Origin of the sequence: Escherichia sp. MOD1-EC5990 (assembly GCF_002965285.1) — a bacterium.
Classification (GTDB): Bacteria; Pseudomonadota; Gammaproteobacteria; order Enterobacterales; family Enterobacteriaceae; genus Escherichia; species Escherichia coli_F.
The window spans coordinates 1-19713 of sequence record NZ_PTRV01000024.1 but is presented as its reverse complement, the minus strand read 5'-3'; the positions used below and the strand labels follow the sequence as shown (position 1 = coordinate 19713).

General features: G+C 51.6%; 17 protein-coding genes. 9 read left to right on the top strand and 8 right to left on the bottom strand.

Translation table 11 applies throughout. The features are described from left to right. Positions 1-79 precede the first annotated feature (79 nt). The 4 genes from yibB (at position 80) to waaH (ending at position 4718) form a co-directional block, all read left to right on the top strand. A complete protein-coding gene (gene yibB, locus BEB42_RS21340; RefSeq protein WP_000842814.1) occupies positions 80-937 on the top strand; it encodes a protein YibB in 858 nt (285 codons plus the stop codon). A gap of 273 nt (positions 938-1210) precedes the next feature. Continuing rightward, complete coding sequence (gene kbl, locus BEB42_RS21335; RefSeq protein ID WP_001213834.1) at positions 1211-2407, top strand: glycine C-acetyltransferase; 1197 nt, start codon at positions 1211-1213, stop codon at positions 2405-2407. Between the two features lie 13 nt (positions 2408-2420). Continuing rightward, on the top strand, positions 2421-3446 hold the full coding sequence (gene tdh / locus BEB42_RS21330) for an L-threonine 3-dehydrogenase (RefSeq protein WP_000645982.1): 1026 nt from the start codon (positions 2421-2423) through the stop codon (positions 3444-3446). A gap of 237 nt (positions 3447-3683) precedes the next feature. After that, positions 3684-4718 (top strand): UDP-glucuronate:LPS(HepIII) glycosyltransferase, encoded by a 1035-nt coding sequence (waaH, locus tag BEB42_RS21325; RefSeq protein WP_000982073.1) that lies wholly within the window; start codon positions 3684-3686, stop codon positions 4716-4718. Here waaH and BEB42_RS21320 read toward each other — a convergent pair. From BEB42_RS21320 to gpmM, 3 genes are read right to left on the bottom strand one after another with little or no spacing between them, the layout of a single operon-like run. Then, a complete protein-coding gene (locus tag BEB42_RS21320; RefSeq protein WP_000483841.1) occupies positions 4705-5664 on the bottom strand; it encodes a divergent polysaccharide deacetylase family protein in 960 nt (319 codons plus the stop codon). The genes waaH and BEB42_RS21320 overlap by 14 nt on opposite strands. A 3-nt stretch (positions 5665-5667) precedes the next feature. Further along, a complete protein-coding gene (envC, locus tag BEB42_RS21315; protein WP_236942410.1) occupies positions 5668-6927 on the bottom strand; it encodes a murein hydrolase activator EnvC in 1260 nt (419 codons plus the stop codon). Positions 6928-6960: 33 nt separating this feature from the next. Further along, positions 6961-8505 (bottom strand): 2,3-bisphosphoglycerate-independent phosphoglycerate mutase, encoded by a 1545-nt coding sequence (gene gpmM, locus BEB42_RS21310; RefSeq protein ID WP_001353573.1) that lies wholly within the window; start codon positions 8503-8505, stop codon positions 6961-6963. Between the two features lie 244 nt (positions 8506-8749). On the opposite strand from gpmM, the gene BEB42_RS21300 reads away from it, so the two are divergent. From BEB42_RS21300 to cysE, 5 genes are all read left to right on the top strand, one after another. Next, the gene (locus BEB42_RS21300) at positions 8750-9181 is read left to right on the top strand and encodes a rhodanese-like domain-containing protein (protein WP_001156181.1); all 432 of its coding nucleotides are present in this window, start codon (positions 8750-8752) and stop codon (positions 9179-9181) included. Between the two features lie 141 nt (positions 9182-9322). Further along, positions 9323-9574, top strand: coding sequence for a glutaredoxin 3 (grxC, locus tag BEB42_RS21295; RefSeq protein WP_000024392.1), 252 nt, complete (start codon positions 9323-9325; stop codon positions 9572-9574). Between the two features lie 62 nt (positions 9575-9636). Then, on the top strand, positions 9637-10104 hold the full coding sequence (gene secB / locus BEB42_RS21290; protein ID WP_000003377.1) for a protein-export chaperone SecB: 468 nt from the start codon (positions 9637-9639) through the stop codon (positions 10102-10104). Then, positions 10104-11123: an NAD(P)H-dependent glycerol-3-phosphate dehydrogenase gene (gene gpsA / locus BEB42_RS21285; protein WP_001076194.1), complete on the top strand. Its 1020-nt coding sequence runs from the start codon at positions 10104-10106 to the stop codon at positions 11121-11123. Before secB ends, gpsA begins: the two co-directional genes overlap by 1 nt. Positions 11124-11202: 79 nt before the next feature. Continuing rightward, positions 11203-12024 (top strand): serine O-acetyltransferase, encoded by an 822-nt coding sequence (cysE, locus tag BEB42_RS21280; protein ID WP_001277561.1) that lies wholly within the window; start codon positions 11203-11205, stop codon positions 12022-12024. A gap of 52 nt (positions 12025-12076) precedes the next feature. Here cysE and trmL read toward each other — a convergent pair whose 3' ends face one another. The 5 genes from trmL to BEB42_RS21250 all read right to left on the bottom strand — a co-directional run. Continuing rightward, positions 12077-12550: a tRNA (uridine(34)/cytosine(34)/5-carboxymethylaminomethyluridine(34)-2'-O)-methyltransferase TrmL gene (gene trmL, locus BEB42_RS21275; RefSeq protein ID WP_000932361.1), complete on the bottom strand. Its 474-nt coding sequence runs from the start codon at positions 12548-12550 to the stop codon at positions 12077-12079. Between the two features lie 102 nt (positions 12551-12652). After that, positions 12653-13843 carry a quinone-dependent L-lactate dehydrogenase gene (gene lldD / locus BEB42_RS21270; protein ID WP_000586976.1) on the bottom strand — a complete coding sequence of 397 codons (1191 nt, stop codon included), beginning with the start codon at positions 13841-13843 and terminating at the stop codon, positions 12653-12655. Further along, entirely contained in the window at positions 13840-14616 is a 777-nt protein-coding gene (gene lldR, locus BEB42_RS21265; RefSeq protein WP_001353574.1) for a transcriptional regulator LldR, read from the bottom strand. The genes lldD and lldR overlap by 4 nt, the downstream gene beginning before the upstream one ends. Beyond that, positions 14616-16271, bottom strand: a complete 1656-nt coding sequence (gene lldP, locus BEB42_RS21260; protein ID WP_001306611.1) for an L-lactate permease — start codon at positions 16269-16271, stop codon at positions 14616-14618. Before lldP ends, lldR begins: the two co-directional genes overlap by 1 nt. Before the next feature lie 416 nt (positions 16272-16687). Beyond that, positions 16688-19713, bottom strand: a 3026-nt coding sequence (locus tag BEB42_RS21250; RefSeq protein ID WP_172954552.1) for a YadA family autotransporter adhesin, incomplete at its 5' end; no start/stop codon positions are given.

Here is a 19713-nt window from a genome sequence, read left to right as displayed (position 1 = left end):
TTGAATGGATAATATACAGTATACATTCTGTTAATATTTATGATATAATTCCATTTTTATTTTAATGGTCTTATTAGTAATGAAATCATCCACCACAATTATCACTGCTTATTTTGACATTGGTAGAGGGGATTGGACTGCTAATAAAGGGTTCCGTGAAAAACTGGCACGCTCAGTAGACGTTTATTTCAGTTACTTTGAGCGTCTGGCCGCACTTGAAAATGAGATGATTATTTTCACTTCTGCCGATTTGAAACCAAAGGTAGAAGCTATTCGCAACGGAAAACCAACAACGGTTATCGTTATCGATATAAAAAAGAAATTTAGACATATCAGAAGTCGTATCGAAAAAATTCAAAAAGATAAGTCATTTACAAATAGACTTGAGCCTCGACAATTAAAAAATCCAGAGTACTGGTCGCCAGAATATGTATTGGTATGTAACCTTAAAGCCTATTTTGTAAATAAAGCTATCAACATGGGGTTAGTGAAAACACCTCTTGTAGCGTGGATAGATTTTGGTTATTGCCGCAAGCCAAATGTAACACGAGGCTTGAAAGTTTGGGATTTCCCATTTGATGAAAATAAGATGCATTTTTTTACTATAAAAAAAGGGCTTACTGTCACATCTCAACAGCAGGCTTTTGATTTCATGATTGGTAACCATGTATATATTATTGGCGGCGCAATTGTTGGTTCCCAGCATAAATGGAAAGAATTCTATAAACTGGTTCTGGAAAGCCAAAAAATAACACTAAACAATAACATTGTGGATGATGACCAGGGCATTTTTGTCATGTGCTATTACAAACGCCCCAATCTCTTCAACCTAAACTATCTGGGGAGAGGAAAATGGTTCGATTTGTTTCGCTGCTTCAGGAGTAACACTTTAGGGGCAAAAATGCAGGCGCTGAGAATTTTTCTTTCAAGAAAATAGCCTTTCTTCCCTTAGTGAGTAGCGCTTGATAGCAGATGATAAAGAAAAAATGGTGCCAGGCATCATTTTTTCTTTTTATATCAATGGAATAAATCATCCATCGTAATGCCCTTCAAAAAACATGTACGCTTTTTGTACGGTCCGTAGATATTAACAGACATCAACATTCACGTTATTTATCCTGAATTTTGCAGAAGTGTTAACGCGTCATCTCGTCGCAACCTATAAGTTTGGGTAATATGTGCTGGAATTTGCCCTGTCTGGAGAATCGCAATGCGTGGAGAATTTTATCAGCAGTTAACCAACGATCTGGAAACCGCAAGGGCGGAAGGGTTGTTTAAAGAAGAGCGCATTATTACGTCTGCGCAACAAGCAGACATCACTGTGGCTGATGGAAGCCACGTCATTAACTTTTGTGCCAATAACTATCTCGGACTGGCGAATCATCCGGATCTGATTGCGGCGGCAAAGGCGGGAATGGATTCTCACGGTTTCGGCATGGCTTCGGTGCGTTTTATTTGCGGCACTCAGGACAGCCATAAAGAGCTTGAACAAAAACTGGCGGCCTTCCTGGGGATGGAAGATGCGATTCTCTACTCTTCCTGCTTTGATGCTAACGGTGGCCTGTTCGAAACGCTGTTGGGCGCGGAAGACGCCATTATCTCCGACGCACTGAACCACGCGTCTATTATTGATGGTGTGCGTCTGTGCAAAGCTAAACGCTATCGTTATGCCAACAACGATATGCAGGAGCTGGAAGCACGTCTGAAAGAAGCGCGTGAAGCCGGTGCGCGTCATGTGCTGATTGCCACCGATGGTGTGTTCTCGATGGACGGCGTGATTGCCAACCTGAAAGGTGTTTGCGATCTGGCAGATAAATACGATGCCCTGGTGATGGTAGACGACTCCCACGCCGTTGGTTTTGTCGGTGAAAATGGTCGTGGTTCCCATGAATACTGCGATGTGATGGGCCGGGTCGATATTATCACCGGCACGCTCGGTAAAGCGCTGGGCGGGGCTTCTGGTGGTTATACCGCGGCGCGCAAAGAAGTGGTTGAGTGGCTGCGCCAGCGTTCTCGTCCGTACCTGTTCTCCAACTCGTTGGCACCGGCCATTGTTGCCGCTTCCATCAAAGTGCTGGAGATGGTTGAAGCGGGTAGCGAGCTGCGTGACCGTCTGTGGGCGAACGCGCGTCAGTTCCGTGAGCAAATGTCGGCGGCGGGCTTTACCCTGGCGGGTGCCGATCACGCCATTATTCCGGTCATGCTTGGCGATGCTGTAGTGGCGCAAAAATTTGCACGTGAACTGCAAAAAGAGGGCATTTACGTCACCGGTTTCTTCTATCCGGTCGTTCCGAAAGGTCAGGCGCGTATTCGTACCCAGATGTCTGCGGCGCATACCCCTGAGCAAATTACGCGTGCGGTAGAAGCGTTCACGCGTATTGGTAAACAACTGGGCGTAATCGCCTGAGTGAGGATGTGAGATGAAAGCGTTATCCAAACTGAAAGCGGAAGAGGGCATCTGGATGACCGACGTTCCTGAACCGGAACTCGGACATAACGATCTGCTGATTAAAATCCGTAAAACAGCCATCTGCGGGACTGACGTTCACATCTATAACTGGGATGAGTGGTCGCAAAAAACCATCCCAGTACCGATGGTTGTAGGCCATGAATATGTCGGTGAGGTGGTTGGCATCGGTCAGGAAGTGAAAGGCTTCAAGATCGGCGATCGCGTTTCTGGCGAAGGCCATATCACTTGTGGTCACTGTCGCAACTGTCGTGGTGGCCGTACCCATTTGTGCCGCAACACGATAGGCGTTGGTGTTAATCGCCCGGGCTGCTTCGCCGAATATCTGGTGATTCCGGCGTTCAACGCTTTCAAAATCCCCGACAATATCTCCGATGATCTGGCTTCCATTTTTGATCCCTTCGGTAACGCCGTGCATACCGCGCTGTCGTTTGATCTGGTGGGCGAGGATGTGCTGGTCTCTGGTGCAGGCCCGATTGGTATTATGGCGGCGGCGGTGGCGAAACACGTTGGTGCACGTAACGTGGTGATTACTGATGTTAACGAATACCGCCTTGAGTTGGCGCGTAAAATGGGTATCACCCGTGCGGTTAACGTCGCTAAAGAGAACCTCAATGATGTGATGGCAGAACTGGGCATGACCGAAGGCTTTGATGTCGGTCTGGAAATGTCCGGTGCGCCGCCAGCGTTTCGTACCATGCTCGACACCATGAACCACGGCGGTCGCATTGCGATGCTGGGTATTCCGCCGTCTGATATGTCTATCGACTGGACCAAAGTGATCTTTAAAGGCTTGTTCATTAAAGGTATTTACGGTCGTGAGATGTTTGAAACCTGGTACAAGATGGCGGCGCTGATTCAGTCTGGCCTCGATCTCTCGCCGATCATTACCCATCGTTTCTCTATCGATGATTTCCAGAAGGGCTTTGACGCTATGCGTTCGGGCCAGTCCGGGAAAGTTATTCTGAGCTGGGATTAACACGAACAAGGGCTGGTATTCCAGCCCTTTTTCCTGAGGATAATCCGTTAAATATGTAAAATCCTGTCAGTGTAATAAAGAGTTCGTAATTGCGCTGATCTCTTATATAGCTGCTCTCATTATCTCTCTACCCTGAAGTGACTCTCTCACCTGTAAAAATAATATCTCACAGGCTTAATGGTTTCTTAATACAAAGCCTGTAAAACATCAGGATAACTTCAGAGGTCGTCGGTATTTATGATGAACAGCACCAATAAACTCAGTGTTATTATCCCGTTATATAATGCGGGAGATGATTTCCGTACTTGCATGGAATCTTTAATCGCGCAAACCTGGACTGCTCTGGAAATCATTATTATTAACGATGGTTCAACGGATAATTCTGTTGAAATAGCAAAGCATTACGCGGAAAACTATCCGCACGTTCGTTTGCTGCATCAGGCGAATGCCGGCGCATCGGTGGCGCGTAATCGTGGGATCGAGGCGGCGACGGGTAAATATGTCGCTTTTGTCGATGCTGACGATGAGGTCTATCCCACTATGTACGAAACGCTGATGACCATGGCGTTAGAGGACGACCTCGACGTGGCGCAGTGCAACGCTGACTGGTGTTTTCGTGAAACGGGAGAAACCTGGCAATCCATCCCCAGCGATCGCCTTCGCTCAACCGGCGTATTAACCGGCCCTGATTGGTTGCGGATGGGGCTTTCTTCCCGCCGTTGGACTCATGTTGTCTGGATGGGGGTTTATCGTCGTGATGTCATTGTTAAAAATAACATTAAATTTATTGCCGGATTACATCATCAGGATATTGTCTGGACAACAGAATTTATGTTTAACGCGCAACGCGTGCGATATACCGAGCAATCGTTATATAAATATTATTTGCATAATACGTCAGTGAGCCGATTGAATAGACAGGGAAATAAAAACCTTAATTATCAACGCCACTATATTAAGATTACCCGACTGTTGGAAAAGTTAAATCGCGATTACGCAGACAGAATAGTGATTTACCCGGAATTTCATCAACAAATAACTTACGAAGCATTACGTGTTTGCCATGCGGTACGTAAAGAGCCAGATATTATTACCCGCCAACGGATGATTGCTGAGATATTTACTTCCGGTATGTATAAGCGCCTGATTTCCAATGTACGCAGCATAAAGGTGGGTTATCAGGCGTTACTGTGGTCTTTCCGCTTATGGCAATGGCGCGACAAAACGCGGTCGCACCATCGCATTACGCGTAGCGCCTTTAATTTGCGCTAGCGTTAAGTTTTGCCGCTTCGGGCTGCTTGCCCCAGCCTTGCCACTGATGCTGGAAGTAAACGATCAGCGTGCTCTGGCTGATGCTTTCGCTTAATACTTCAAAGAAGCGATTAGCATAAACCGGTTCCAGCGGTTTCTTCGGTTTACACAGTTTCACGCCACGGAACGGATTATGCGGTGCATCAGGCACAGCGTTTTTCGGCGGTGTAGAAGTATCAACCTGCGGTTCATTCAGCAAGCTGCTGGCTTTCACCAGTGTAATGTCTGGCGGCAGGTTATAAACCATCTGTTGCAACACGCGTACCGTTGAAGGGTGAGGATGCCCAATGGCAATGGTCGAACCGTTGCGACGCGCCAGGTCAATTGCACGATTAAACTGCACACGGATGTCTGCTTCGTTCTGTGAATCGTCGAGAAACACCTTCCGTTTAATAACCTTCACGCCAGTGCCTTGCGCGGCGCGCATCGCCTGGGTATTACCGATGGTTACGCTGTCGAGGAAGTAAAGATTGTAACGCGCCAGTGCCTGCATCACTTTCTGCATGCCAAACAGGTTAGAGGTCATCTTGCTACCCATGTGGTTGTTGATCCCCACGGCATAGGGCACGTTATTGACCGCACTACGAATAATGCGCTCAATTTCGTCGCTGCTCATCTCCGGGCGCAGCGTATTTTTCTCCAGCGGCTGTTTACTCAACGGTGCCATTGGCAGATGAATCAACACTTCGTGACCGCTGTTATGCGCTTTGGTCGCCATCTCTCTGGCGTGCGGTGAATCGGGTAATACAGCGACGGAGATAGCGGAAGGCATCGCCAGCACCTGGTTTTCGTTGTGCGGGCGATACCCAAAATCATCAATGACGATGGCAAGTTTGCCAGCAAGTACAGGGGAGGAGAGCGCCAACAGAGCGGCAAATGCAAGAACGTTACGACGAAATGGAAACAAAACTTATCTTCCCAACCACGGCTGTGGATTGACCGCCTGACCCTGGCGGCGAATTTCGAAATAGAGTGAAGGCCGACCCTGACCGCCACTGCTGCCCACCAGTGCAATTGGCTGGCCCGCGCGAACCTGCGAACCAACGCTCACCAGTGCGCTCTGATTATAGCCGTAAAGACTCATGTCGCCTTTACCATGCTCAACCACCACCATCAGACCGTAGCCTTGCAGCCAGTCAGCCAGAATCACCCGACCGTCGGCAATCGCTTTAACTTCAGTACCTTCAGAAGCACCAATCACCATCCCTTTCCAGCGCAGCTCACCCTGTAGCTGTTCACCATAGCGATGCAGCGTCGGCCCGCGAACCGGCCAGAATGCCTGACCACGCGGCGCGCCCAGGCCACCAGTTCGGGACATCAGCGATTTTTCGCTTTCGGTCGGTTTGTAGGTGGTGCCTTTGCGCGTCGCTTCTTTCTGACGGTCGCGAACCGCCTGGGCTTCGCGCGCCTCACGTTCAGCACGCGCTTTCGCTGCCGCTTCCGCACGGGCAATGCTGTTACGCAGACGAGATTCGTTGGCGCGCAGCTCGCTCAACTGTTGTTGACCTTGCTGGATGGAAGACTCTAGCCCAGCCAGCGTCTTTTTACGCTCGTTCAGCGCCTGGGTCAGCTTCGCCTGTTGGGCGCGCTGCTCATATAACAGTGTTTGTTGCTCGCTCTGTTTCTCTTCCAGCTCGGCGCGTTGCATAGCGACTTCTTCACGCGTTTGTTTCAACTGAGCAATGGTTTCTTGTCGCGCCTGGTTGAGATAACCGAAATAAGCCTGTAAACGCTGACCACGCTGGCTTTCTTCACCGCTGAGAATGAGCTGAATACCGGTATGCTCGCCCTGACGAAACGCGGCATCCAGTTGCGCGGCGAGGCTGCGTTCCTGGGCGGCTTTTTGCTGCTCCAGTTTGGCAATCGATGCGTTCATCTCATCAATCTGTTTATTCAGTTGATTGAGTGTGTTTTGCGTTTCGCGCAGCTTGCGAGTGGCTTCAGAGATCGCTTCTTCCTGCTTTTTCAATTGTGCGAGCAGGCTTGCGCGTTGTTGTTGCTTTTGGCGTACCGCGCGCTCTTTCGCGGCGATATCGGCCTGAATAGATTTGAGTTGGTCGCGATCATCCGCGTGGGCGGAAAAGGCGCACAACAATACGCCAGCGCTAAGAACGCTGGCGTAGATGATAGGCCTGATTGCAAACCTGCGCGGTTTCACGGCCCGTGTCATGGTATTAATCGCCTTTCCCCTCATGGGGAGGGATTATTCCACGATGAACAGCGGCTTACCAGTCATCTCTTGCGGGATTTCCATACCCATCAGCGACAACATGGTCGGCGCGATGTCAGAAAGTTTGCCGCCTTCAACCGCTTTCACGTTCTTATCGCCAACGTAAATCAGCGGAACAGGCAGGTTGGTGTGCGCTGTGTGCGCCTGACCCGTTGCCGGATCGCGCATCTGTTCAGCGTTACCGTGGTCAGCGGTGATCAGCAGTTGTCCACCTACAGACTCAACCGCTTTCGCAACTTCATCCACGCAGTGATCCAGCGCTTCAACGGCTTTAACCGCTGCTTCCATCACCCCGGTGTGACCTACCATGTCGCCGTTAGGATAGTTACAGATGATAGTGTCGTATTTGCCGCTCTTGATGGCCGCAACCAGTTTTTCGGTCAGCTCTGCGGAGCTCATTTCCGGTTGCAGGTCGTAAGTAGCGACTTTCGGTGAGTTGATCAGAATGCGATCTTCGCCTTTGAACGACTCTTCTACGCCACCGTTGAAGAAGAAAGTGACGTGGGCATATTTTTCGGTTTCGGAAATACGCAGCTGAGTTTTGTCGTTTTTCGCCATCCACTCGCCGAAGGTGTTAACCAGAGAAGCTGGCGGGTAAGCAACCGCAGTTTTGATGTCAGCAGCATATTCGGTCAGCATCACGAAATCGATGTTAACTACTTTCTTACGCGCGAAGCCGTCGAAATCAGCGTTCACGAAAGCACGAGTGATTTCACGCGCGCGGTCAGCACGGAAGTTCATGAAAATCAGCGCGTCGCCGTCTTCCATTGCCGCGTCTGGCTGGCCTTCAGCACGGATAACGGTCGCTTTCACGAATTCGTCGTTTTCGTCGCGAGCATAAGCAGCCTGCAAACCGGCAACAGCGGTGTCGGCCTGGAATTCGCCCTGCGCCAGCGTCAGCAGGTCATACGCTTTTTCAACGCGATCCCAACGATTGTCGCGGTCCATGGCGTAGTAACGACCAATGATGGACGCTACGCGGCCTTTGCCCAGCGCGGCAAATTTCTCTTCGAATTTTTTCAGCGAGGATTCAGCACTGCGCGGCGGGGTGTCGCGACCGTCAAGGAATGCGTGCAGGTAGATTTTTTCTGCGCCGCGTTCCGCTGCCAGTTCTACCATCGCCATGATGTGATCTTCGTGGCTGTGTACACCACCTGCGGACAGCAGACCCATAATGTGTACTGCTTTGCCCGCATTTTTCGCTTTATCTACCGCACCAGTCAGCACCGGATTAGCGAAGAAAGCGCGATCTTTGATTTCAACGTCCAGACGAGTCAGGTCCTGATACACGATGCGGCCGGCACCCAGGTTAACGTGGCCTACTTCGGAGTTACCCATTTGACGGTCAGGCAGACCGACTTCCAGACCGGAAGCGTCGATCAGGGTATGCGGACGATTGGCCCACAGTGCATCCATTACCGGGGTTTTAGCACTAAAAATGGCGTTATCCTGCTGTTCTTCGCGATAGCCATAGCCATCCAGAATCACCAGTACCATAGGTTTTTTAGAAACCGACATTGCGACAACCTCATACTCAAGAGTCAAAATTTGCGTAATTTTACTACAGCTGAATCGATAAAATAGCCTCTGAAGATCAAAATATACGACCGCTCGCGGCAAGCCGATGCCAGATTTACGCTTTTTTTTCGTAGCGCCCCGCAAAATTGCATTCCAGTTAACGCGCTGGCTGTATTTGCCGCACCGCGCAGGTATACTCCTTTCCTGGTTTTTTTAATCACTACGTCGGGAGTTGTTACCCCCCATGCAAGAAATTATGCAATTTGTTGGCCGTCATCCCATACTGAGTATCGCCTGGATCGCGTTACTGGTGGCGGTTCTTGTGACTACGTTTAAGAGCCTGACCTCGAAAGTGAAGGTGATTACTCGTGGTGAAGCTACACGTCTGATCAACAAAGAAGACGCTGTGGTTGTGGATTTACGTCAGCGTGATGACTTCCGTAAAGGCCATATCGCAGGTTCTATCAATCTGTTGCCGAGCGAAATCAAAGCCAATAATGTTGGTGAGCTTGAGAAGCACAAAGACAAGCCGGTTATCGTGGTAGACGGTTCTGGCATGCAGTGCCAGGAGCCTGCAAACGCGCTGACGAAAGCAGGTTTTGCGCAAGTATTCGTGCTGAAAGAGGGCGTAGCTGGCTGGGCTGGCGAGAACTTGCCCCTGGTGCGCGGCAAATAATTTACCTGTCGTCTTTCATGATGCAGGCCGTTAGCTGCAATTAGGCCCCCTGAGACTTATTGTTATAAGCTTCTGGGGACACTCCATTTTGCTGCCGCCCTGCAACATGAAATTTCAGGGTAAAAAAACAGGAGCTAATTTATGGCCAATGTTGAAATCTATACCAAAGAAACCTGCCCGTATTGCCATCGTGCGAAAGCACTGCTGAGCAGCAAGGGTGTGAGTTTTCAGGAGTTGCCGATCGATGGCAACGCCGCTAAGCGTGAAGAGATGATCAAACGCAGCGGTCGCACCACGGTTCCCCAGATTTTTATTGACGCACAGCACATTGGCGGCTGTGATGACTTGTATGCATTGGATGCACGTGGTGGACTGGATCCCCTGCTGAAATAACGTGTGAACGTTGGCATTACATTGCGCAGTATTTAAGGACAACACTTAAGGGTTTTCGACACATGTCAGAACAAAACAACACTGAAATGACTTTCCAGATCCAACGTATTTATACCAAGGATATCTCTTTCGAAGCGCCGAATGCGCCGCACGTTTTCCAGAAAGATTGGCAGCCAGAAGTTAAACTTGATCTGGATACGGCATCTTCTCAACTGGCAGATGACGTTTACGAAGTGGTACTGCGTGTTACCGTAACGGCATCCCTGGGCGAAGAAACTGCGTTCCTGTGCGAAGTTCAGCAGGGCGGTATTTTCTCCATCGCGGGTATCGAAGGCACCCAGATGGCACATTGCCTGGGCGCGTACTGCCCGAACATTCTGTTCCCGTATGCTCGTGAGTGCATCACCAGCATGGTATCCCGCGGTACATTCCCGCAACTGAACCTTGCGCCGGTTAACTTCGATGCGCTGTTCATGAACTATTTGCAGCAGCAGGCTGGCGAAGGTACTGAAGAACATCAGGATGCCTGATGAACCAACGTAATGCTTCAATGACTGTGATCGGTGCCGGCTCGTACGGCACTGCTCTTGCCATCACCCTGGCAAGAAATGGCCACGAGGTTGTTCTCTGGGGCCATGACCCTGAACATATCGCGACGCTTGAACGCGACCGCTGTAACGCCGCGTTTCTCCCCGATGTGCCTTTTCCCGATACGCTCCATCTTGAAAGCGATCTCGCTACCGCACTGGCAGCCAGCCGTAATATTCTTGTCGTCGTGCCAAGCCATGTCTTTGGTGAAGTGCTGCGCCAGATTAAACCGCTGATGCGCCCTGATGCGCGTCTGGTGTGGGCGACCAAAGGTCTGGAAGCGGAAACCGGACGTTTGTTACAGGACGTGGCGCGTGAGGCGTTAGGCGATCAAATTCCGCTGGCGGTTATCTCTGGCCCAACGTTTGCGAAAGAACTGGCGGCAGGTTTACCGACGGCTATTTCGTTGGCCTCTACCGACCAAACCTTTGCTGATGATCTTCAGCAGTTGCTGCACTGTGGTAAAAGTTTCCGCGTTTACAGCAACCCGGATTTCATTGGCGTGCAACTTGGCGGCGCGGTGAAAAACGTCATTGCCATTGGCGCGGGGATGTCCGACGGTATCGGTTTTGGTGCGAATGCGCGTACGGCGCTGATCACCCGAGGTCTGGCTGAAATGTCGCGTCTTGGCGCGGCGCTGGGGGCCGATCCTGCCACCTTTATGGGCATGGCGGGGCTGGGTGATCTGGTACTTACCTGTACCGACAACCAGTCGCGTAACCGCCGTTTTGGCATGATGCTCGGTCAGGGCATGGATGTACAAAGCGCGCAGGAGAAAATTGGTCAGGTGGTGGAAGGCTACCGCAATACGAAAGAAGTCCGCGAACTGGCGCATCGCTTCGGCGTTGAAATGCCAATAACCGAGGAAATTTATCAAGTATTATATTGCGGAAAAAACGCGCGCGAGGCAGCATTGACGTTATTAGGTCGTGCACGCAAGGACGAGCGCAGCAGCCACTAAACCCAGGGAACCTTTGTTACCGCTATGACCCGGCCCGCGCAGAACGGGCCGGTCATTATCTCATCGTGTGGAGTAAGCAATGTCGTGTGAAGAACTGGAAATTGTCTGGAACAATATTAAAGCTGAAGCCAGAACGCTGGCGGACTGTGAGCCAATGCTGGCCAGTTTTTACCACGCGACGCTACTCAAGCACGAAAACCTGGGCAGTGCACTGAGTTACATGTTGGCGAACAAGCTGTCATCGCCAATTATGCCTGCCATTGCTATCCGTGAAGTGGTGGAAGAAGCCTACGCCGCCGACCCGGAAATGATCGCTTCTGCGGCCTGTGATATTCAGGCAGTGCGTACCCGCGACCCGGCAGTCGATAAATACTCAACCCCATTGTTATATCTGAAAGGTTTTCATGCCTTGCAGGCCTATCGCATAGGTCACTGGCTGTGGAATCAGGGCCGTCGCGCACTGGCTATTTTTCTGCAAAACCAGGTTTCTGTGACGTTCCAGGTGGATATTCATCCGGCGGCAAAAATTGGTCGCGGTATCATGCTCGACCACGCGACGGGCATTGTGGTGGGTGAAACTGCGGTGATTGAAAATGACGTGTCGATTCTGCAATCCGTTACCCTTGGCGGTACGGGAAAATCTGGCGGCGACCGTCACCCGAAAATTCGTGAAGGCGTGATGATTGGCGCAGGTGCGAAAATTCTCGGTAATATTGAAGTTGGTCGCGGTGCGAAGATTGGCGCAGGTTCCGTGGTGCTGCAACCGGTACCGCCACATACCACCGCCGCTGGCGTTCCGGCACGCATTGTCGGTAAACCAGACAGCGATAAGCCATCAATGGATATGGATCAGCATTTCAACGGCATTAACCATACGTTTGAATATGGGGATGGGATCTGACGTCCTGTGATTGTGCCGGATGCGATGTAATCATCTATCCGGCATACAGTAACTAATCTCTCAACACCGCTCCCGGATACCCCAGCTGTCGCCAGGCTTCATACACCACGACCGACACCGCATTGGACAGGTTCATGCTGCGGCTGTCCGGCACCATTGGAATGCGAATTTTTTGTTCAGCGGGCAGGGCATCGAGAATGCTCGCGGGCAGGCCGCGTGTTTCCGGGCCAAACATCAGATAGTCGCCATCCTGATAACTTACGGCGCTGTGTGCGGGTGTGCCTTTCGTGGTGAGGGCAAACAGACGCTGGGGATTTTCTGCTTCCAGGAACGCAGCATAGTTATGATGACGCGTAACGGCGGTAAATTCGTGGTAGTCCAGTCCTGCGCGGCGCAGGCGCTTGTCGTCCCAGGCAAATCCCATCGGTTCGATGATATGCAGACGAAAGCCGGTATTAGCGCAAAGACGGATGATGTTGCCAGTATTTGGCGGAATTTCTGGTTCGTAAAGTACGATGTTTAGCATACTGCCCCCTTAGTGCGGGGGCAGGATAGCAGAAAATTGAGAAGTGGTGCGGCCTTTTCCCCTCACCCCGGCCCTCTCCCCGGAGGGGCGAGGGGGAAACGACTATGCGGCATTCCCTTTCGCCATCGGAGCCAGCGCCGCAGGCAACTCTTTACCCAGCCCCTGCACCAGCGAATCTTGCGTAATTTCACTGATCGATTTTGCGCCAGTCAGTGTCATTGCCACTTTCATCTCTTTTTCGATCAGATTCAGCAGATTTGCCACGCCCGCTTGGCCCGCCGTTGCCAGCGCATACAGGAAAGCACGACCCAGTAGTACAGTATCGGCACCGAGTGCAATCATACGCACGACATCAAGCCCGTTACGAATGCCGCTATCTGCCAGAATGGCGATATCACCTTTCACCGCATCTGCAATAGCAGGCAACGCACGGGCAGAAGAGAGTACACCGTCCAGCTGGCGGCCACCGTGGTTAGAAACCACAATGCCATCTGCGCCAAAACGTACCGCATCACGCGCATCTTCTGGGTCGAGGATCCCTTTGATCACCATCGGGCCATCCCAGAAATCGCGGATCCACTCAAGGTCTTTCCATGAGATAGAAGGATCGAAGTTATTCCCTAGCCAGCCGATGTAATCTTCCAGTCCGGTCGGTTTGCCGAGATAAGCCGAGATATTACCGAGATCATGCGGACGACCATTCAGGCCCACATCCCACGCCCATTGCGGATGCGTTACCGCCTGCAAGTAGCGGCGCATTGCCGCGTTCGGGCCGCTCATTCCAGAGTGCGCATCACGGTAACGCGCACCAGGCGTTGGCATATCCACAGTGAAGACCAGAGTTGAACAGCCTGCCGCTTTTGCACGCTCCAGCGCGTTACGCATAAAGCCGCGATCGCGCAGCACATATAACTGGAACCACATCGGACGCTTGATGGCGGGGGCGACTTCTTCAATTGGGCAAACAGAAACGGTCGAGAGAGTAAACGGAATGCCATGTGCATCCGCTGCTTTTGCGGCCTGAACTTCGCCGCGTCGCGCATACATGCCACACAAACCTACCGGACCTAGCGCCACCGGCATCGACAATTTCTCATTAAACAGCGTCGTTTCCAGGCTTAAGTCGGACATGTTTTTCAGAATTCGCTGGCGCAGCGCCACCTCTGACAAATCTTCCACGTTGCGGCGCAGGGTGTATTCAGAATATGCCCCCCCATCCATATAGTGGAACAGGAATGGCGGCAGAATGCGTTGTGCTGCGGCGCGATAATCGCTGGCTGCGGAAATAATCATGCGTTTTTCTCCCTCGAATTCTCATTATGGTCACCAGGCAGGCGGGTAATGCGTGCATGGCGAGCTTGATCTTCATCGAATCGTTTCATGGTGGTGTGAACAAAGCTAAGGTGCGCCATCATTGCTTTACGCGCCCCGTCAGCATCACCGGCAAAAATGGCGTCAATGACAGCCTGATGTTGTTCGGTCAGTTGTGAAAAAACCGGGGGCACCAGATACATCCGCTGACGGCTATGCTTCACTGAGGATTGCAGGACATCGAAGAAACCACGCATGGTTTGCAGCAGCACAATGTTATGTGAGGCTTCGGCAATCGCCAGATGAAAACGAACGTCCGCTTGTGAGGCGAGATCCGGGTCTTCGCTGAGTGTTGCTTCAAAGCAAAGCTGAATTTTCTCTTTTTCGCCAGGCGTGGCGCGCATTGCTGCATGCCACGCGGTGCTGGCTTCTATGGCGTAGCGAGCTTCCAGAATATCGAAACTGTAATCCGGATCATCGGCCATCAGCGTTTTCAACGGCTGGACGATGTTTTGCTCCGACCATGTGTCATGACGCCAGCGAATAAACGTCCCGCCGCCGCGTCGACTGAGCAGCACACCTTCGCTCACCAGTTTCGCCAGCGCCTCGCGCAGTGAATTTCGCGACACACCGAGTTGCATTGCCAGTTGACGTTCAGCGGGCAATTTCATGCCCGCCTCCAGGTTTTTTTCATCGATCAGCGCCCGCACACGATCGGCAACCTCGTCTGACAGGCGTCTGGGTAAAACAATCATTAAGGAATCATCCACGTTAAGACATAGGCCTGAAGCGTGGTGATCACGCCCACCATACAGGTGAAGATCAGGCTGTGTTTGACAGTAAAGCGGAACAAATCAGACTCTTTGCCCACCAGTCCTACCGCCGCACAGGCGATAGCGATAGATTGCGGAGAGATCATTTTGCCGGTGACACCACCGGTGGTGTTGGCAGCAACCAGCAACAGGTCAGAAACGCCAATTTGTTGTGCGGCGGTAGCCTGCAAAGCGGCAAACAAAGCATTAGATGACGTATCCGACCCGGTCAGGAATACCCCAAGCCAGCCGAGGAACGGCGAGAAGAAGGTGAATGCATGGCCGGTATGCGCCAGTGCCAGCGCCAGTGTTGATGACAGTCCGGAATAGTTCGAAATAAAGGCGAATGCCAGCACCATACCGATGGAGTAGATAGGCAGAGCCAGTTCTTTTAGCGTGCTGCCGAAGGTGCTGATAGCGTCAGATGGTTTCATCTTCAGCCAGACAATCGAGAGCAGGGCAGCAAACAGAATGGCGGTACCGGTGGCAGAGAACCAGTCGAACTTAAACACGGCGGCATACGCTGTCGCTTCGCTGACCACTGGTGGCATACGGGCAACCAGTTTATCGAGGTACGGCACCGGAATATTGATCACCCACTCATACAGCGCGCCACCCGATGCGAACAGGGCTTTAAACGGCGGGATACTCCACAGTGTTACGGTAGCGGTCAGGAACAGGAACGGTGTCCAGGCACGTAATACCTGACCCGCGGTGTAACCGGTGTGGGCCAGCGTCATATCAACCTGTGACGCTCCCAAATCACCAAAACGGAATACGCGCACCGGCTGCCAGCGTTTGAGGAACAGTGTCAGGCAGAGCAGCGATACCAGCGAAGAGATAATGTCTGGCAGTTCCGGCCCAATGAAGTTAGAGCTGAGGTATTGAGCAATGGCAAACGAACCACCTGCAACCACGACCGCAGGCCAGGTTTCTTTGATACCGCGCCAACCGTCCATAATCGCCATGATCCAGAACAGCACGATAATGGTCATAAACGGCAGCTGACGCCCCACCATCTGACCAATCTCAAAGCTGTCGATGCCTGTTACCTGCCCGGCGACCAGAATCGGAATACCCATCGCGCCAAATGCCACTGGCGCGGTGTTAACAATCAGGCACAGTCCGGCGGCGTACAGTGGTTTAAAGCCCAGACCGACCAGCAATGCGGCGGTAATTGCTACCGGTGCGCCAAAGCCTGCGGCTCCTTCAAGGAAAGCGCCGAAACAGAAACCGACGATCAGCATTTGCAGGCGCTGGTCAGGGGTTATCGAAAGAATAGACGAGCGGATGATGTCAAACTGCCCGGTTTTCACCGAGATCTTATAGACGAACACCGCTGCAATAATGATCCACGCGATGGGCCACAAACCGTAGAAGAAGCCATAAATCACCGAGGCCAGCGCGTTAGCGACCGGCATTTTATAGAACAGCAAAGCCACGGCAAGGGCGATTGCCACCGTCCAGGAGGCGGCGACGTATCCTTTCAGTTTGAGCTTAATCAGCGCAAAGAAGAAAAACAGAATGGGAAGCGATGCTATCAGGCTGGAAAGCCAGATATTCCCGGCGGGATCATAGTTTTGTTGCCAGAGATTCATTGCAGGTCTCCTGCAGTCCACACACGCCGCGTGATGAGTCTGTTGCTCATCTCCGTGTCACACGTTGTGTAAAAGTGGCACTGCCAATTGTGTTGTGTAGGGATAATGACAATGAATAGTTAACCAAATGTTATATATTAGCAACATTGATGTGAGCTTTAATTGGGGAACTGTGAACCAGAGGTCAGATAAGCGAAGAATTGGTAGGGCCAATTTGGAGTGAGGAAGGTGTCTGTAAAGAAAAGGGCAATTCCCATCAGGGAATTGCCCTCAGATTGTTGATCTGGTGCGTCTTATCTTGCCGGATCCGGCGTGAACGCCTTATCCGGCCTACAGGAATGTGCTGAATCATCCCGTAGGTCTGATAAGCGTAGCGCATCACGCAATTTGGCGTTTACCCATTCATTAATGGATCATTACCACTGAATACCGGCACCGAGTGCGGCGGAGTATTCACCCTGGCTATTGGTACTACCTTGTAATTTGTAGACCCAACGACCATTGGCGCTCACCATCGACACACCTAAAGCAACAGCCGATTCGCCGTTGTAAGTACCACCACCAATAGAGGCCATGCTGGCTCCCGGCGTGTAAGCCTGCGGCAGACCGGTCATTGCCATTGCGGAAGCGATACCACCGCTCAACTTGCTTTCGGTTTTGGACAGTTTGTTATCCATCTCAACCATGCGCTGATCGGTGTATTGCTTCGTTTCCTGCACACTTTGCTTCAACTGTGCATAGTTCACTGCGTCGTTGTTGTTCACGCCCGCAGAAACGTTGCTGATGCGAGTCGTACCGCCATTGCCGCCACCGAGAGTGATGTTGCTGTAGTCGATAGAGCCATCAGCTTTGGTGTCGTAGCGAACGCCACCTGCTTCGGAAGACTTCAGTTGCGAAACGTTAACCGCATCAGTGGCATTAACACCGGCAGCAACGTTGGTGATACGGCGCTGGTTGGTAGAAGAACCCACAGAGATTGTGTTTTCTTCGTTGGCCACGGAGCCTGTACCCAGAGCGACGCTGTTGTCAGCGGCAGCAATGGATCCAGAACCAATCGCCACACTGTCTTTACCCTGGGCGTTAGCATCTACGCCATCGGTGTTGGTCTTGAAGTACTTGGTGCTACCTGTGGTTACGATATCGCCAATACCGTTCTCGATATTGGTCACGCGAGTATCCAGATTCGTCACCTGATTGTTCAGGTTAGTAATGCTCTGGGTATTCTGGGAAACCTGCGCATCCGTTACTTTCAATTGACCCACGTTGACCGCATCGGTATCAGCCGAACCAGCCGCGACGTTGGTGATCTGACGTTGACCGTCTTCGCTACCTACGGAGAATTCACCCACAGAGTTCTGCGGTGCATCCATGTTGTAGGCGGTGTAGCCAGTTTGTGCGCCACGGGTAGTTTGAGAACCATTACCCATTGCAATGCTGTTTGCATGGTTTGCACGCGCGTTGCTACCGATAGCAATACCGTTAATCGCATCTGCCAGAACTAAAGTGTTCAGGCCGATACCAATACCTGCATTACCATTAACGATGGTTTTTGCGCCCATTGCCAGCGAGTCTTCACCGACTGCCAGTGAGTCTTCAGCCGTTGAATTGGCGTGATAGTATTTGGTCGGCGTGGTGGCTACTGCACCAATCGCATTCTGCAACTGGCGAACCGTAACGGCATCATGGGCTTCAGAACCATCGGCAACATTGATGATTTGACGATATTTACCATCGTCACCGATCGACAATGCGCCAAGCAGTTCACCGTCAGTTGTGTCATAACCAATCACAACACCTTCTTCCGACACGCTGGTGTCACGAGAACCTTTAACTATTACACGGCTGGAAACGGAACTGCTACCCAACGCAATACTCGTATCAACGATGCTGCTGCTGCCCTGACCGATGGCCACGCTGCTATCGCCTTTGGCAACAGAGTTATAACCCACAGCAGTAGAGCCAATGCCTGCTGCGCTGGCATCGGTGAAGGTTAAACCAGTGTCATTGGTACGCACATAGTTAATGCCCGCACCGTTTTCTTCGATGTAGGTTTCGCTAGTGTTACCGGCAAGCTGATTGATGACTTCGCTGTTCTGCTGGATCAGCATATTGGTGTTAAACAGCTGAGAACCGTTGATAGCATCGGTGCTACCTTCACCAATGTTACCATCAGCAACGTTTGTGATAATGCTGGCCTTGCCGTCATGACTGGCGTTGTAAGCCCCTTCGCCGTTATTGGCGGTCGCATCCCACAGCAGCGCGTTCTCATCAAGCGCATCCAGAGCGTCACCGACATTGTTGTACTCGGCATTCGCAATGGTGTAAGTCGGCGCAGTGATAGTACCGTCAGCGTTAACTTCTGCATCACCGCCCAGAGCATCAGCGATATATTTGTTAGTGGTATAGAGTTGTGAGCCGTTAATCGCGTCGCTGCTGGTGGCAGAGATTGCACCATTTGCGACGTTAGTAATCTTACTGGCAGTGTTATCTACCCCACGACCGGCGCTGAATGCACCAGCACCGTCATTGGCTGTTGCATCCCAGAGCAGGGCGTCATCCAGCGTGGTATCGATCGCTTCCAGTGCGTCACCAACGTTGCTGTAACTGCCGCCAGCGATGGCATAAGTCGGTGCGGTGATACTGCCATCCGCATTCACCACAGCGTTCCCGCCCAGAGCATCGGCAATGTAGTCACTAACGCCATAAAGCTGTGAACCGTTAATAGCGTCACTACTGGTGGACGAGACTGCACCGTTTGCAATATCAGTGATTACACTGGGATCATTATTAATGCCGTGTTTGGCGCTGAATTTGCCTGCGGTTGTATCCCAGAGCAGAGCATCACCGAGAGAATCACTAAATGAAGTGTTAATCGCAGCCAGAGCATCCCCGACGTTAGTGTAGTCAGTGCCGCCAATACTATAGGTTGGCCCGGTTAATACACCTGTATCGCTAATATCAGCACCACCACCCAGATAGGACGTGAATGAATCAGCCAAACCGTAAAGTTGTGAGCCATTTATGGCGTCAGTGCTGTCAGAGGAGACTATGCCAGCTTGTACGTTGCTGATTTTGTTGGTGGCGTTGGTGCCGTGTGCAGCGGTGAATGCGCCTGCGGCATCGTCCCATTTCAGGGCGTCTTCACCGAGGTTAGTCACCGTATCAGTCAGGTTAGTGATATTGGTGGTGTTAGTCGCCACGTTATCGTTAGTGGTTTTCAGCTGAGAACCGTTAACGGCGTCGGTGCTGGTGTCAGAGAGTTCGCCAGCGGTGACGTTAGTGATTTTGTTGGTGGCGTTGGTGCCGTGTGCAGCGGTGAATGCGCCTGCGGCATCGTCCCATTTCAGGGCGTCTTCACCGAGGTTAGTCACCGTATCAGTCAGGTTAGTGATATTGGTGGTGTTAGTCGCCACGTTATCGTTAGTGGTTTTCAGCTGAGAAC

Coding starts and splice junctions, on each gene's coding strand:
- lldR (WP_001353574.1), bottom strand. CDS start 14,616: ATGATTGTTTTACCCAGACGCCTGTCAGACGAGGTTGCCGATCGTGTG.
- trmL (WP_000932361.1), bottom strand. CDS start 12,550: ATGCTAAACATCGTACTTTACGAACCAGAAATTCCGCCAAATACTGGC.
- gpmM (WP_001353573.1), bottom strand. CDS start 8,505: ATGTCGGTTTCTAAAAAACCTATGGTACTGGTGATTCTGGATGGCTAT.
- lldD (WP_000586976.1), bottom strand. CDS start 13,843: ATGATTATTTCCGCAGCCAGCGATTATCGCGCCGCAGCACAACGCATT.
- waaH (WP_000982073.1), top strand. CDS start 3,684: ATGATGAACAGCACCAATAAACTCAGTGTTATTATCCCGTTATATAAT.
- lldP (WP_001306611.1), bottom strand. CDS start 16,271: ATGAATCTCTGGCAACAAAACTATGATCCCGCCGGGAATATCTGGCTT.
- gpsA (WP_001076194.1), top strand. CDS start 10,104: ATGAACCAACGTAATGCTTCAATGACTGTGATCGGTGCCGGCTCGTAC.
- envC (WP_236942410.1), bottom strand. CDS start 6,927: ATGACACGGGCCGTGAAACCGCGCAGGTTTGCAATCAGGCCTATCATC.
- grxC (WP_000024392.1), top strand. CDS start 9,323: ATGGCCAATGTTGAAATCTATACCAAAGAAACCTGCCCGTATTGCCAT.
- kbl (WP_001213834.1), top strand. CDS start 1,211: ATGCGTGGAGAATTTTATCAGCAGTTAACCAACGATCTGGAAACCGCA.
- BEB42_RS21300 (WP_001156181.1), top strand. CDS start 8,750: ATGCAAGAAATTATGCAATTTGTTGGCCGTCATCCCATACTGAGTATC.
- tdh (WP_000645982.1), top strand. CDS start 2,421: ATGAAAGCGTTATCCAAACTGAAAGCGGAAGAGGGCATCTGGATGACC.
- secB (WP_000003377.1), top strand. CDS start 9,637: ATGTCAGAACAAAACAACACTGAAATGACTTTCCAGATCCAACGTATT.
- yibB (WP_000842814.1), top strand. CDS start 80: ATGAAATCATCCACCACAATTATCACTGCTTATTTTGACATTGGTAGA.
- cysE (WP_001277561.1), top strand. CDS start 11,203: ATGTCGTGTGAAGAACTGGAAATTGTCTGGAACAATATTAAAGCTGAA.